The organism is Pantoea sp. EKM20T (assembly GCF_011800485.1).
Taxonomy (GTDB): Bacteria; Pseudomonadota; Gammaproteobacteria; order Enterobacterales; family Enterobacteriaceae; genus Pantoea; species Pantoea agglomerans.
Map to the genome: position 1 here is coordinate 25,626 of NZ_JAALFW010000021.1, position 14,738 is coordinate 40,363.

The window sequence follows — 14,738 nt, forward strand, 5'->3', positions numbered from 1 at the left end:
CGGTATCGAGAATTCCATGAAAACTGGCATCATGCCGACAATCGGGTCAGAGACTAACTTACTGCCCGGCGTTGCGCCAGTGTTAATCCTGGTCAGTCAGCGTTGCCGTTAGGCGCTGAGATAAATGACAGGTATGATAATGCAATTTTCAGCCGCAAGCATGGCGAATTGAGGAGTTTATGCGCTACTGGGGAAAAGTTGTGGGTCTGGCGGTGGGATTACTTTCCGGCGCAGGCTTTTGGGGTATTGTGATCGGTTTGATCATTGGCCATATGATTGACAAAGTACGCGGCGCGCAAGGCAAGGCTTACTTCTCAAATAATCAGACCCGACAGACGCTGTTTTTCAGCACCACCTTTCAGGTGATGGGCCATCTGACCAAGTCAAAAGGGCGCGTCACGGAAGCGGATATTCAGATTGCTTCGCTGTTAATGGAGCGGATGCAACTGCACGGTGACTCTCGCACGGCTGCCCAGCGCGCGTTCCGCGAAGGCAAGCAGGCGGATTATCCGTTACGCAGCAAACTGCGTGAACTGCGCAGCGCCTGTTTTGGCCGGTTTGATCTGATTCGGATGTTCCTGGAGATCCAGATTCAGGCCGCCTTTGCCGACGGTTCACTGCATCCTAATGAGCGACAGGTGCTCTATGTGATTGCCGAAGAGCTGGGCATTTCACGCGGTCAGTTTGATCAGTTCCTGCGCATGATGGAAGGTGGCCAGCAGTTTGGCGGTGGTCAGCGCAGTTCAGGCGGTTTTCAGCAGGCGCAACGCGGGCCAACGCTGGAAGATGCCTGTAGCGTGCTGGGTGTGAAGAGCAGCGACGACGCCACCACCATCAAACGCGCCTACCGCAAACTCATGAGCGAACATCATCCTGACAAGCTGGTAGCGAAAGGGTTGCCGCCAGAGATGATGGAGATGGCGAAGCAGAAAGCCCAGGAAATCCAGGCGGCGTACGATCTGATTCGCAAAGAAAAAGGCTTTAAGTAAACACCATGTTCCGTGGCCGCTTCTGCAACAGAGGAGGCCACGGCGACAGGCGAGCAGTAAACCTTAAAAATCGGCGGGCTGACGAAACGTCATGGCATTACCAAATGCCGGATGGGTAATGGTCAGTGACTCCGCATGTAGCAGTAAACGGGGCGCCATCGCTTTGGCCTCCGGATGCGCATAGAAGTTATCCCCCAGAATCGGATGGCCCAGCGCCAGCATATGCACCCGCAGCTGGTGTGAGCGGCCGGTAATCGGTTTCAGCGAAACACGCGCACTGTTATCCGCACGATATTCCAGCACCTGATATTCCGTCTGCGCGGCTTTGCCGGTCTCGAAGCAGACCATCTGCTTCGGACGATTTGGCCAGTCGCAAATCAGCGGCAGATCAACCAATCCCTCTTCCTTCGCCGGATGACCCCAGATGCAGGCCACGTAGGTCTTGGAAGGCTCCCGCTCACGGAACTGTCGTTTCAGCTCGCGCTCAGCAGCCTTAGTCAGCGCCACGACCATCACGCCGCTGGTCGCCATATCCAGTCGGTGGACAGATTCAGCCTGCGGAAAATCACGCTGAACCCGCGTCATCACGCTATCTTTATGTTCGTCCAGCCGACCGGGTACCGAGAGCAGACCGCTGGGTTTGTTCACCACCATGATGTGCGCATCCTGATAAAGGATGTGCAGCCAGGGTTCACGCGGTGGATTGTAAGGTTCCATGGGGCTTTCCAAAAATAAGGGGCCATGCGGCCCCTGAGCTTACTGGTGTGTCACCACAATCAGGCGCAGCGCGTCGAGACGCCAGTTGGCCTGATCGAGACTTTCCAGCACCTGTTCACGGTTGCTTTCCAGCGCCTCAACTTCATCGTCACGGATGTTCGGATTCACCGCTTTCAGCGCGTTGAGACGGGAGAGTTCTGCGCCCAGCTTCTCGTTCGCTTCGGCACGCGCTGCATCAATCACCGCACGCGCTTCGCTGACCACGCTCTCTTCGCCCTGGGTCAGAATCGCATGCACATCCTGCTGCACCGCATTCACCAGTTTACTGGCGGTATGACGGTTTACCGCATTCAGCTGACGGTTAAAGCTTTCGAACTCCACTTTGTCCGCCAGGTTAGTGCCTTTGGTATCCATCAGCAGACGGATTGGCGTTGGCGGCAGGAACCGGGTCAGTTGCAGATGCTTCGGTGCCTGTGCTTCAACCACATAGATCAGCTCGACCAGCAGCGTCCCCACCGGCAGCGCCTTGTTCTTCAGCAGTGACAGTGCGCTGCTGCCGGTATCGCCCGACAGAATCAGATCCAGACCGTTGCGGATCAGCGGATGTTCCCAGGTAATGAACTGGGTATCTTCGCGTGACAGCGCCTGATCGCGGTTGAAGGTAATGGTGCAGCCATCTTCCGGCAGGCCAGGGAAATCGGGCACCAGCATGTGGTCGGAAGGGGTCAGCACAATCAGGTTATCGCTGCGATCTTCCTGATTGATACCAACGATATCAAACAGGTTGAGCGCGAAGTTCACCAGGCCGGTGTCGTTATCCTGCTCGCTGATGGCATTGGCCAGCAGCTGAGCCGATTCGCCGCCGTTGGAGTTCAGCTCCAGCAGGCGATCGCGACCCTGTTCCAGCTGCAGTTTCAGCGCGTCATGCTGTTTACGGCAGTCGGTGATAAACGCATCAAAACCTTCGCTTTTTTCCGGCGCGGCCAGATAGCCGATCAGTTGCGAATGGACGCTGTCATAGATTGTCCGGCCGGTCGGGCAGGTGTGTTCAAACGCGTCCAGCCCTTCGTGATACCAGCGCAGCAGCACCGCCTGTGCGGTCTGCTCCAGCCACGGTACCAGAATCTGAATGTCGTGCGCCTGGCCAATACGATCCAGACGACCGATACGCTGCTCCAGCAGGTCCGGGTTAAACGGAAGGTCGAACATCACCAGACGGCTGGCAAACTGGAAGTTACGGCCTTCAGAACCGATCTCGGAGCACAACAGCACCTGCGCGCCATTCTCTTCTGAGGCGAACCAGGCGGCAGCACGGTCACGTTCAATGATAGACAGCCCTTCGTGGAACACCGCTGCACGGATACCTTCGCGTTCACGCAGTACCTGCTCCAGCTGCAGCGCGGTGGCCGCTTTGGCGCAGATCACCAGCACTTTCTCTTTGCGGTTGGTGGTGAGATAGCCCATCAGCCATTCCACGCGCGGATCGAAGTTCCACCAGGTGCCGCTGTCGCCTTCAAATTCCTGATAAATCTGCTCCGGATAGAGCAGGTCACGCGCCCGCTCTTCTGCACTTTTGCGCGCGCCCATAATGCCGGAGACTTTAATCGCCGTCTGATACTGCGCAGGCAGCGGCAGGCGGATCTGGTGCAGTTCGCGTTTCGGGAAGCCTTTAACCCCGTTACGGGTGTTACGGAACAGCACGCGGCTGGTGCCGTGGCGGTCCATCAGCATGGAGATCAGCTCCTGACGCGCCTCCAGCTTGCCGTCACGGTCGCTGTTGGCGACCTGCAGCAGTGGCTCAATATCCTGCTCGCCGACCAGATCGTTGATCCGGTTCATCTCCTCCTGGGAGATCGCTTTATCGGCCAGCAGCGCGGTGACGGCATCGGCAATCGGACGGAAATGCTGCTGCTCTTCAACAAAGGCGGCAAAGTCATGGAAACGATTAGGATCGAGCAGGCGCAGACGGGCGAAGTGACTCTCCATGCCCAGCTGCTCAGGCGTTGCGGTCAGCAGCAGAACCCCGGCGGTTTTCTCAGCCAGCTGTTCGATAACCTGATATTCACGGCTGGGCTCGCCTTCTGACCAGGCCAGATGGTGCGCTTCATCGACCACCAGCAGATCCCATTCGGCATCGGCCAGCATCTCAAGACGCTGCTTGTTACGGCGCACGAAGTCCAGTGAGCAGATAATCAGCTGCTCCGTCTCAAATGGGTTATCGCTGTCGTGCTGCGCTTCGGTATAGCGATCGTCATCAAACAGCGCAAAGCGCAGGTTGAAGCGGCGCAGCATCTCGACCAGCCACTGATGCTGTAAAGTTTCAGGTACCACGATCAGGACGCGGTCGGCACGGCCAGCCAGCAGCTGCTGCTGGATGATCATCCCGGCTTCAATAGTTTTACCCAGGCCAACTTCATCGGCCAGCAGGACGCGCGGCGCATGGCGACGGCCGACATCGTGGGCGATATGCAGCTGGTGAGGGATCAGGTTGGTGCGCATGCCGCGTAAGCCGCTGATTGGCAGACGATATTGCTCACTCTGGTATTTACGGGCGCGGAAGCGCAGGGCAAAACGATCCATCCGGTCGAGCTGGCCGGCAAACAGGCGATCCTGCGGCTTACTGAACACCAGCTTGCTGTCGAGCATGACTTCGCGCAGCATCACTTCGCTCTCTTCGGTATCCAGACGGGTACCGATATAGGTCATCAGGTCATTTTCGTTGCGTACTTCATCGACGCGCATCTGCCAGCCTTCGTGGCTGGTGATGGTATCACCCGGATTAAAGATGACGCGGGTAACCGGCGAATCGTTGCGGGCGTAGAGGCGGTTTTCCCCCGTGGCCGGAAACAGCAGGGTGATCATGCGGGTATCGATCGCCACCACGGTGCCCAGTCCCAGTTCACTTTCCGTATCACTAATCCAGCGCTGACCTAATGTAAAAACCATATATTTTTTGCTCGAATTTTAACGTTTTTAGAGGTGTTCCCAAAGCTCAGGCAATAGCGTTACCGCCAGACAACAAGGCCTGGAGCGTACTTAAGAGCGGTGAGTTTCAGGAAGGGCGCTATGGTACTGGATGGCAGGACGTTCGTCACCTGTCAAAAAAGCCCCAGCTGTCCGGTAATAAGTGTAGCAAAGTCCCCCTCGACAAAAGGCAGAATCCCCTCTGCAACCGGCTGAAGTTGCTTCGTCACGTAGTGGTCATAGTCCAGCGGCGTGCTGCGCGCCTCCAGTGGCTCGGGGCCTGCGGTGGCGATGACATAACGGATCCGGCCACCATTCTGGTACTGCAAGGGCCGGTTTAATTTACGATTGTGCTCATCGGCCAGCCTGGCGGCGCGCACGTGCGGGGGCACGTTTCGTTCATATTCTTTCAGCGGACGCCGCAGCCGCTTTTTGTAGATCAGCTGATCGTCGAGTTCACCCGCCAGCAACTGCGCCACGGTTGTACGGATATAATCCTGCCACGGCTGACGGTGGAAGATACGGTGGTAGAGCTGCTGCTGGAATGCTTTTGCCAGCGGCGTCCAGTCTGTTCGCACCGACTCCAGCCCCTTAAAGACCATGCGCTCACCGGCGGCGTCACGAATCAGTCCGGCGTAGCGTTTCTTGCTGCCCTGTTCCGCGCCGCGAATAGTGGGCATCAGAAAACGGCAGAAGTGATTTTCATACTCCAGTTCCAGTGTGCTGGTCAGCCCCTGCGTCTGCTGCAGATGGTCGCGCCACCAGGCGTTCACTTTCTGCACCAGCTGCTGACCAATCGCGGCGGCATCTTCTTCACTGTGCGCCGACTTCAGCCAGACAAAGGTGGAGTCGGTGTCGCCATAGATGACGTCGTAGCCTTCCGCCTCAATCAGCGTGCGGGTCTGCTGCATGATGGCGTGACCGCGCAGCGTAATAGAAGAGGCGAGTCGCGGATCAAAGAAGCGGCAGGCGCTGGTGCCCAGCACGCCGTAAAAGGCGTTCATGATGATTTTCAGCGCCTGGGACAGCGGCTGATTATTCTGCTTTTTCGCCGCTTCGCGACCCAGCCAGATCTGTTCAACTATCGCAGGCAGGCAGTGGGTATGCCGCGAAAAACGCGCTTCACGGAAACCTTCAATCGAATCGGCATCATCAGGATGGGCCAGCCCTTCCACCAGACCCACCGGGTCAATCAGGAAGGTGCGGATAATCGACGGGTAGAGGCTTTTGTAATCCAGTACCAGCACTGAGTCATACAGGCCGGGGCGCGAATCCATCACATAACCGCCAGGACTGGCTTCCGGGGCCACATCACCCATGTTCGGGGCGACAAACCCGGCGCGATGCATCCGCGGAATATAGAGATGACCAAAGGCCGCTACCGAACCGCCGTGGCGATCCACCGCCAGTCCATTGACCGCCGCGCGTTCCAGCAGAAACGGCATAATCGCCGTTTTGTGAAAAATGCGCGTCACCAGTTCGCAGTCTTTCAGGTTGTAGCGCGCCAGCGCCGGTTTATCGTTGGCAAAGCGCCAGTTGATCTCCTCCATACGCTGCCAGGGATTATCAATCGCTTTTCCTTCTCCCAGCAGTTGCTGCGACACGGACTCGAGGCTGAATGAGGGAAAATCCCAGAACGCCGATTTCAGCGCGTCAATACCATCAATAATCAACCGGCCACTGGCCTGAGCGAAAAATACGCCGGGTTTGAAGCCATGTTCACGCCACTCCAGCGCGGCATGCTGGCGTCCCAGGCGCAGCGGAATGCCGTAACGATCGGCATGCTTTTGCAGCACCCGCAGGTCAAACTGCACGACGTTCCAGCCAATTAAGACATCCGGATCATGCTCTGCAAACCACTGGTTCAGCGCTTCAAGTAACTGCGGCCGGCTGTCGAGATAGATCAGCTCGAAATCCAGCGTGCTGGCATCACCGTTGGCCGGGCCGAGCATAAAGACCTGGCGCTGACCGCATCCCTCCAGCCCGATGCAGTAAAGCTCGCCATGCTGTGTGGTTTCAATGTCCAGCGAGACCCATTTCAGCGGCGGGCGATAGTCGGGATGGGGTTTGAGCCGCGCATTGACCACGCTGTCACCGCGCTGCTCGCCGTCAAACCAGACCGGCGCGGTAATAAAACGCTCCATCAGGTAGCGCTCCGGCGGACGGATATCGGCTTCATAGACCGGAATACCCTCTTCGCGCAGCCGTTTTTCAATGCGCTGTAGCTGGCGGTTCTGCTGGCAGTAGAGGCCGAAAACCGGGCGACGCCGAAAATCTTTCAGCGCCAGCGACTGAATCCGAAACTGACGTTCATCTTTCAGTAATTCGCTGACCTGCGCCTGAAATTCCTCAGGAATAAACGCGACGGACTCCTGCACCGGCAGCACCACGCGCTGCGCGCCCGCATCGGTCGCGAGCCAGAGGATAATTTCGGTGCCATGCGGGCTGTCGCGCCAGTGGCGGGTGAGCAGAAAACCTGCACGGGGCATATTCAGATGTTCTCCAGACTCAGCATTTCAGGATGAGAAAACCGCTTCAGTATAACATGGATATTTATACAGTTCCCGCCACCCGCTTTTGTCAACATTGTCCTACAATTCTTGCCTTGACGCTGTGTGGCTGGCTCAGGACAATCCAGCCTTCTGCTTTTACTTAGGATGATTATGGAAGCCTGGATTCAACAACTGATTACGCAGTCCCTGGAGTGGGCGCTGTTTGCCGTTGCGCTGGTGACGTTTCTGGAGTCGCTGGCGCTGGTCGGGCTGTTGCTGCCAGGTACGGTGATGATGGCCAGTCTGGGCGCGCTGGTCGGCAGTGGCGAACTTGGCCTTTACCCGGCCTGGGCGGCGGGCTTTGCGGGCTGCCTGATTGGTGACTGGGTTTCCTACGGCATCGGCTGGAAATTTCAGGGGCCGCTGCATCGCTGGAAGTATCTGCAAAAGTATAAAGGCCTGCTGGATAAAACCGAGCACGCCCTGCATCAGCACAGCATGTTTACGATTCTGGTCGGACGCTTTGTTGGCCCCACGCGTCCGCTGATCCCGCTGGCGGCCGGTATGCTGGAGCTGCCGGTGCGTAAATTCCTGCCGCCAAATATTATCGGCTGCATTCTCTGGCCGCCGCTCTATCTGCTGCCCGGTATTCTGGCGGGTGTGGCGATCGATGTGCCCAAAGCCGCGCAGGGCGGCAGCTTTAAATGGCTGTTACTCGGCGCAGCACTGCTGATCTGGCTGGGTGTCTGGTTATGCTGGCGCTGGTGGCGCAGCGGCAAGAGTCGCGACTGGGCATCGGCCTGGCTGCCGCCTGAGCGCCTGCGCTGGGCTGGGCCGCTGGGGCTGGTGATTGCCGTCGCGGCTTTCGTCGGCATTCAGTTCCATCCGATGATGCCCATTTTCCGTCATCTGCTGTGGCAGGTTTTCTTCGCCTGAATCGCTTAACGACGCGGGATGCCGAGCACGTCGGCCTCCCGCGTGTCGCCCGACAGTAACTGTCGGGTCTCGCCATCCCAGTAAACCCGGCCATCCACAATCACCACGCTGCGCGGCGCAATCTGCTGGGCATCTTCCAGACTGTGCGACACCATCAGCAGCGTGATGCTGCGCGCTTCACACACCGAACGCACCAGTTGCAGCATCTCTCCGCGCAGCGCGGGATCCAGCGCAGAAAAAGGCTCATCCAGCAGCAGCACCGGACGGTCACGCAGCAGACAGCGTGCCAGCGCCACGCGCTGTCGCTGTCCGCCTGACAGCTCGCCCGGCAGCCGCGTCAGCAGATCGCCTAATCCCACCTGATCGGCCAGCGCTGCAAGCTGCTGGCGCTGCCCGGCGCTCAGCTTCAGTCCGGGGTGCAATCCCAGCGCCATGTTCTGCTGCACGCTGAGGTGCGGAAACAGGTTGTTCTCCTGAAACAGCATCGAAACCGGCCGTCTGGCCGGCACGCTGTGGGTGTGCTCCTGGCCGTCAATCATCAGGGTGCCCTGTTTCACCGGCAGGAAACCGGCAATCAGGCTCAGCAGGGTGCTTTTACCGGCCCCGCTGGGGCCGAGGATCGCGATGCGCTCGCCGCGGGTGGCTTTGAGACTAAAGCGCATCGGCAGATGCTGATAAAGGTACGTGAGGTTATTCAGTGTCAGCATGGCGGCCTGGTAATTTTTCCATCAGGGTGAACAGCAACAAACAGAGCAGCAGCAGCAGCAGCGCGGTCACTGCACCGTCAGCACCGCGATAGGCACCGATCTGTTGATAAAGGTAGAACGGCAGGGTACGGAAATCGGCAGTGCCAAACAGCGCCACCACGCCAAAATCACCGATCGACAGTACGCAGGCAAAGGCCAGCGCCTGAGCCAGCGGACGTTTCAGCGCCCGCAGTTCAATCAGCCGCAGCCGGTTCCAGCCGTGGATATCCAGCGAATCACAGAGTCTGCCGTAACGCTCCGCGACGTCACGCATTGGGTTCTCCAGCACTTTCAGCGCATAGGGAATGGCGATCAGCGCATTGGTGAAGATCACCAGCCCGTCCGCCGACGCCGGCAGACCAATGGTGGCGTTAAACAGCAGGAAAAAGCCGGTGGCGAGCACGATGCCTGGCATCGCCAGAATCAGCATGCCGCTGGTGTCGATAAGGGTTGCCGCCGCCGGGCGCTGACGCAGGCGCAGCTCGCGACTGCTCCACAGCAGCATCATGGTCAGCACCACACAGAGCAGACCGGCGCCGGTGGCGATGCGCAGTGAGGTAAACGTCGCCTGCCAGAGTGCAGGCTGCGCCAGCGCGCCGCGCACTCCGCCGTGCAGACCATCGATGATGACCGCCGCCAGCGGGGGCAGCAGCAGGATCAGCGCCAGCAGGATCAGCAGCGCATCAACCAGCTGCGCCGCGCGCGAATCCTGCGGATCGCGCCAGCCGTTCAGCTGGCTGGTTCCGGCGGGAATGGCCTTGCTGAAACGCTGGCTGAGCAGCACCAGCGTCACGCAGCAGCCAAGCTGGATCAGCGCCAGCAGTGCAGCGCGCCCCGGATCGTAGTCATAACTCAGCGCCTGGAAAATCGCCAGCTCGATGGTCGTCGCCTGCGGGCCGCCGCCCAGTGAGAGCACGGTAGCAAAGCTGGCGAAACAGAGCATGAAGATCAGCGCGCCGGTCGGCAGCAGCTGACGCCGCAGCCATGGCCACTCCAGCAGACGAAAATGGTGCCAGCCGCGCAGGTCGAGCTGTGCCGCCAGCTGACGCTGTTCCGCCGGAATGCTCTCCAGCGCCTGCAGCATCAGGCGGGTCGCCAGCGGCAGGTTAAAGAAGACGTGCGCCAGCAAAATGCCCGACAGACCGTAGGGAGAGAAGTGGTAATCAATCCCTGCCAGCTGGCACAACTGCGCCAGCCAGCCAACACGACCATAGACGGTGAGCAGACCAAATACCGCCACCAGCACCGGCAGCACCAGGGTCATGGCGCACAGACGCAGCAGCAGCTGACGGCCAGGGAAACGGCGTCGGTAGAGCGCGCGCGCCAGCGGCACCGCTGGCAGCAGCGACAACAGCGCGGAGAGCAGCGCCTGACCAAAAGAGAAGGCGATAACGTGATGCAGGTAATCATCCTGCAGCACGCTGCGCCAGTCATTCTCTGGCGCGGCGCTCCAGAGTGCACCGAAGGCCAGCAGCGCCACGCTGATTAACAGCAGCGTGGCGAGCGAACCGGGGATAAGCCAGCGCGGCATCAGCGGCTGACGGCGCGTTGCCACTGGCTGATCCAGCCTGAACGCTGGCTGGCAACCTCTTCCGGCGAGAACTGCAGGGCGGTGGCGGGCACAGTGAGCGCGCTAAAACCGGCAGGCAATGGCGTGTCGATTACCGGGTACATCCAGTTACCGGTGGGAATCGTGCGCTGGAAGTCGGGTGACACCATAAACTTCATAAACTGCTGTGCCAGCGCCGGCTGCTTGCTGCTGGCTAACTGCGCGGCAACTTCAACCTGCAGATAGTGGCCCTCTGCAAACGGCGCGGCGGCATAGTTCTCTTTTTTCTCTTCGATGATGTGGTAAGCCGGTGAGGTGGTGTAGCTTAGCACCAGATCGCCTTCGCCCTTGAGGAACAGGCCATAGGCTTCACTCCAGCCTTTGGTCACCGTCACGGTTTTCTGCGCCAGCTTCTGCCACGCCTGCGGTGCCTGATCGCCATAGACTTTCTGCATCCACAACAGCAGGCCTAAGCCGGGGGTGCTGGTTCGGGGATCTTCGTAGATCACCCGCCACTTTTCCGGGCTGTCGACCAGCTCTTTCAGGCTTTTTGGCGGATTCTTCAGCCGGGTTTTGTCATAGACAAACGCGAAGTAGCCATAATCAAACGGCACGAAGGTGGTGTTGTGCCAGCCGCCGGGCAGTTTTAATGTCGAGGTATCGACCTGACTTTCGGCAAACAGACCGGTTTTCTGCGCCGCCTGTACCAGATTGTTATCCAGCCCCAGTACCAGATCGGCTTTGCTGTTTTTCCCTTCCATGCGCACGCGGTTCAGCAGCGACACGCCATCTTCCAGCGTGACGAATTTCAGCTCGCAGTTGCACTGCGCCTCGAAGGCTTTTTTAACCGCCGGGCCAGGGCCCCAGTCAGCGGAGAAGGAGTCGTAGGTGTAGACCGTGAGAACCGGCTTAGCCGCCAGAACGGGGGCGGAGAGTAACAGCAGCACTGGCAGAACTTTGTTTAACACTTTGCGCTCCTTCAGGAGAATAGGGGATGAGTCGCAAAGGATCTGAGCACAGAGGCCTCCCAAATCCCTACGTCGGTATTAACCGAATCAGGTTCGACGGGTATCTCTCAGCTGCTTGCTGGCGGCAGGCGGCACCCCGTTGAGAACGTCACATTCTAGTCATTTCAGCGCCGGGGCGAAAGCCTCACAGCGCGGGTGGCGCGAACCAGGCGGATTTAAAATCAAACCAGCCCAGCGTATTCATCCGAACGCCGCGCATGCTGCGCTGACCTTCAAGCAGCAGCCAGTGGTGAAACAGCGGATGAAGACCCGCTTCTTCGACTAACTGTTTACTCCATTCGGCCAGCGGCAGCGTTTTCTCGCGCCAGCGGGCCGCATCGCTGTGCCAGTCGATCGGCAGACAGTGATGCAGCAACGGGATCTCATAAAGCTGCGCAAACAGAGAGTAATTCAGCGGCAGGGTAAAGTTCACGCTGCCAAGCCAGATATCACTTTCCGCTTCGCCCTGATACCAGCTTTCGTAGCTGATCTCGCGGGTCTCCAGCGTGACGCCATGTTCTGCCAGTAGCGGACGCAGCGCGTTAGCGATGCCTTCATGCTCCACGTGCTGGCTGTACCAGGTCAGCGTCAGGTGGGTTAAGCCGGGCGGTTTTTCCACTGGCGTCAGGTCGCGCCGGTGATGCCAGCGCGGCAGCAGGCCATACGCCGGAAACCAGTAGCGCTGGTAGCCGACACCGGCGTGATTGAGCAGGGCGATAGGATTAAACAGGTAGCTGACCCAGCGCCGGACCGCCTCGTTGCGTCCCTGTTCTGAACGCTGGTCGAACAGCAGATAGTAGCAGCCCTCTTCAAGGCGGCTCTCCTCCTGAACCTCATCGGCTCCATCGCCCTGCAGACGGACACCGGCATAGACCAGCTCATCGCTGATGTCGGGCAGTACCCAGATAGAGACATCATCAATCAGGGCGCGAAAACCAAAATAGTCATCAAACGCTTCGATCTTCAGCTGACTCTCCTGATTGCGGATCACCCGGTAAGGACCGGTGCCAACGGGCTGGCGGGCAAAATCGTGCAGCGTCGGCCATTCGCGCGGCAGGATCATCGCACTGACGCTGCCCAGCAGCCAGGGTAATCCCTCGTCGGGCTGGCTTAAGCGGATATCCAGCGTCCAGGGCGCGGGCGAGTCGATCTGCTCGATATGGGAAAAGAGCGGATGAGGGCGCTGACGCTCAAGCGTGGCCAGCACATCCTCCATCTCCAGTTCTCTGCCGTGATGAAAGCGAATCGCCGGACGCAGAAAGAAGCGCCAGTGAAGCGGGGAAGTCTGCTGCCAGTGGTGCGCAATATCGGGCTCGATTTCCCCGTTTTCCTCATTTATCCGCGTCAGGCCGTTGAAAATCTGTCGCGCAATGTGGGTTTCGGAGCGCCGCAGCGGCGAACCGGGCAGCAGATTGAGCAGCGGACGATAGTAGAGCACCCGCAGGATATGCTTGCCCTGACGGAAACTGCGGCCCAGATGCGCGGCGATCATCTGCCGTACCTGATTTTTATCGCCCACCAGCTGGACCAGCTGATCGATGCGATCCTGCTCCAGCAAATCCTCGGCACGTTGCTGCTGCAGGGCCAGTCCGGTATAGCAGAAGGTAAGCTGTGAACGCTTGCCGCGCCCGGCTTCCGCCTGCCAGATCAGCCAGCCCGCGGCCTGCATCCGGTTGAGCAGATTGCGCATATGGCGGCGCGAGCAGTGCAGCAGGTCAGCCAGTTCGCTAAGGGTAATCTCCTGCGTTTGCCCCTGACAGCTCTGCCACAGGCGAATGAACTGCTGCTTCAGACGTGATGAGGACATAAAAGAGGAACTCCCGGTGAAAAGCGCTCTGTTTTTCTTGCCCTATTTTAAGAGCAAACTTTGCATTATGGGAAGAGCGGGAGGCATTCAGCACTGAATGGCGTTCGACCCTGACTTCGCTGTTCAGCGGAGTGCTTTTCTGAGTAGGGTGCATTTACACCGCCAGCAGATGATCTCTGCTGGCTTTTTTCATGTTGCGCGGTATCGTCTACCCTTCTTTTTTCCCCTCTGTTTGTTCTGTAAGGGATTTCGGTATGAAATCGCTGTTAACGCGGCAGCGCCGCATCAATCCGGTTTACCTCGCTTTTATGGTCGCCTCGTTCATGCTGGGCATTGCGGGCGCACTGCAGGCGCCGACGCTCAGCCTGTTTCTGACGCGCGAGGTGCAGGCGCGGCCCTTCTGGGTCGGACTGTTTTTCACCATCAATGCGGTGGCCGGTATCGTGGTGAGCATGCTGGTGGCAAAGCGCTCTGACAGCGTCGGCGATCGTCGTCATATCATTCTCTTCTGCTGCCTGATGGCGCTGGTCAATGCGCTGCTGTTTGCCTTTACCCGCCACTATCTGACGTTGCTGACGCTGGGCGTGCTGCTGTCGGCGCTGGCCAGCGTCTCAATGCCTCAGCTGTTTGCGCTGGCGCGGGAATATGCCGATCAGTCGGCGCGTGAAGCGGTGATGTTCAGTTCGGTGATGCGTGCACAGCTGTCGCTGGCGTGGGTGATTGGGCCGCCGCTCTCCTTCGCGCTGGCACTGAACTACGGCTTTGTGACGCTATTTATGGTGGCCGCCGCGCTGTTTCTGATCTGTATCCTGCTGGTCTGGTTCACCGTGCCGTCGGTGCCACGTTCGCAGCCTCTGATGCAAAGCGGCGGGCTGCCGCTAAGTGGCTGGCGCGATCGGGATGTGCGTTTACTGTTCCTGGCCTCAGTCGCGATGTGGACCTGCAACACTATGTATATCATCGATATGCCGCTCTATATCAGCACCACGCTGGGCCTGCCCGAGAAGCTGGCCGGTCTGCTGATGGGGACGGCGGCAGGGCTGGAGATCCCGGTGATGCTGCTGGCCGGACATTACGCGCGGCGTATCGGCAAGCGCCGGTTAATGCTGATCGCGGTGGCGGCTGGCGTACTGTTTTATCTGGGGCTGGTGCTGTTCAATTCCCGCACGTCGCTGATGGTGTTGCAGCTGTTTAACGCGGTGTTTGTCGGGATTATTGCTGGCATAGGGATGCTGTGGTTTCAGGATCTGATGCCAGGACGGCCTGGTGCGGCGACCACCATGTTCACCAACTCGATCTCGACCGGCATGATTCTGGCTGGCGTTATTCAGGGCACGCTCAGTGAGCGACTGGGACATGAGGCGGTTTACTGGCTGGCATTCGGGCTGGCTATTGTGGCGCTGGTGATGTCGGCACGGGTGCGCGACGTATAAAGAAGAAGGGCGACCCGATGTCGTAATGCCAGTCAGTTAAGCGACAGGTGATAACGCAGTCTGGTGCCGCTCAGGGGCTGGCGGTCCTCGCGCCGCTG

General features: G+C 58.9%; 10 protein-coding genes and 1 riboswitch. Of the genes, 3 read left to right on the plus strand and 7 right to left on the minus strand.

The window, feature by feature from the left end:
* Nucleotides 1-179: 179 nt before the first annotated feature.
* Nucleotides 180-989, plus strand: coding sequence for a co-chaperone DjlA (djlA, locus tag HFD94_RS21990; protein WP_010253811.1), 810 nt, complete (start codon nucleotides 180-182; stop codon nucleotides 987-989).
* A 63-nt stretch (nucleotides 990-1,052) separates the two neighbouring features.
* Here djlA and rluA read toward each other — a convergent pair whose 3' ends face one another.
* From rluA to polB, 3 genes are all read right to left on the minus strand, one after another.
* On the minus strand, nucleotides 1,053-1,706 hold the full coding sequence (gene rluA / locus HFD94_RS21995) for a bifunctional tRNA pseudouridine(32) synthase/23S rRNA pseudouridine(746) synthase RluA (RefSeq protein WP_010253813.1): 654 nt from the start codon (nucleotides 1,704-1,706) through the stop codon (nucleotides 1,053-1,055).
* Between the two features lie 39 nt (nucleotides 1,707-1,745).
* Nucleotides 1,746-4,652: an RNA polymerase-associated protein RapA gene (gene rapA, locus HFD94_RS22000; protein WP_122889268.1), complete on the minus strand. Its 2,907-nt coding sequence runs from the start codon at nucleotides 4,650-4,652 to the stop codon at nucleotides 1,746-1,748.
* Between the two features lie 152 nt (nucleotides 4,653-4,804).
* The gene (gene polB, locus HFD94_RS22005; RefSeq protein WP_029519476.1) at nucleotides 4,805-7,165 is read right to left on the minus strand and encodes a DNA polymerase II; all 2,361 of its coding nucleotides are present in this window, start codon (nucleotides 7,163-7,165) and stop codon (nucleotides 4,805-4,807) included.
* A gap of 168 nt (nucleotides 7,166-7,333) precedes the next feature.
* Between polB and HFD94_RS22010 the strand changes: the two genes are divergently transcribed.
* Entirely contained in the window at nucleotides 7,334-8,098 is a 765-nt protein-coding gene (locus HFD94_RS22010) for a DedA family protein (protein WP_010253821.1), read from the plus strand.
* Nucleotides 8,099-8,103: 5 nt separating this feature from the next.
* On the opposite strand, the gene thiQ is transcribed toward HFD94_RS22010, so the two are convergent.
* From thiQ to sgrR, 4 genes are all read right to left on the minus strand, one after another.
* The gene (thiQ, locus tag HFD94_RS22015; RefSeq protein ID WP_167433543.1) at nucleotides 8,104-8,805 is read right to left on the minus strand and encodes a thiamine ABC transporter ATP-binding protein ThiQ; all 702 of its coding nucleotides are present in this window, start codon (nucleotides 8,803-8,805) and stop codon (nucleotides 8,104-8,106) included.
* A complete protein-coding gene (thiP, locus tag HFD94_RS22020) occupies nucleotides 8,789-10,399 on the minus strand; it encodes a thiamine/thiamine pyrophosphate ABC transporter permease ThiP (protein ID WP_122889269.1) in 1,611 nt (536 codons plus the stop codon). The genes thiQ and thiP overlap by 17 nt, the downstream gene beginning before the upstream one ends.
* Complete coding sequence (gene thiB / locus HFD94_RS22025) at nucleotides 10,375-11,361, minus strand: thiamine ABC transporter substrate binding subunit (protein ID WP_122889270.1); 987 nt, start codon at nucleotides 11,359-11,361, stop codon at nucleotides 10,375-10,377. Before thiB ends, thiP begins: the two co-directional genes overlap by 25 nt.
* A gap of 46 nt (nucleotides 11,362-11,407) precedes the next feature.
* Nucleotides 11,408-11,510, minus strand: a riboswitch (TPP riboswitch).
* A gap of 35 nt (nucleotides 11,511-11,545) precedes the next feature.
* Nucleotides 11,546-13,207, minus strand: a complete 1,662-nt coding sequence (gene sgrR, locus HFD94_RS22030) for an HTH-type transcriptional regulator SgrR (protein WP_010671817.1) — start codon at nucleotides 13,205-13,207, stop codon at nucleotides 11,546-11,548.
* A gap of 254 nt (nucleotides 13,208-13,461) precedes the next feature.
* Between sgrR and HFD94_RS22035 the strand changes: the two genes are divergently transcribed.
* Nucleotides 13,462-14,640 (plus strand): MFS transporter, encoded by a 1,179-nt coding sequence (locus tag HFD94_RS22035; RefSeq protein WP_010253833.1) that lies wholly within the window; start codon nucleotides 13,462-13,464, stop codon nucleotides 14,638-14,640.
* Nucleotides 14,641-14,738: the final 98 nt, after the last annotated feature.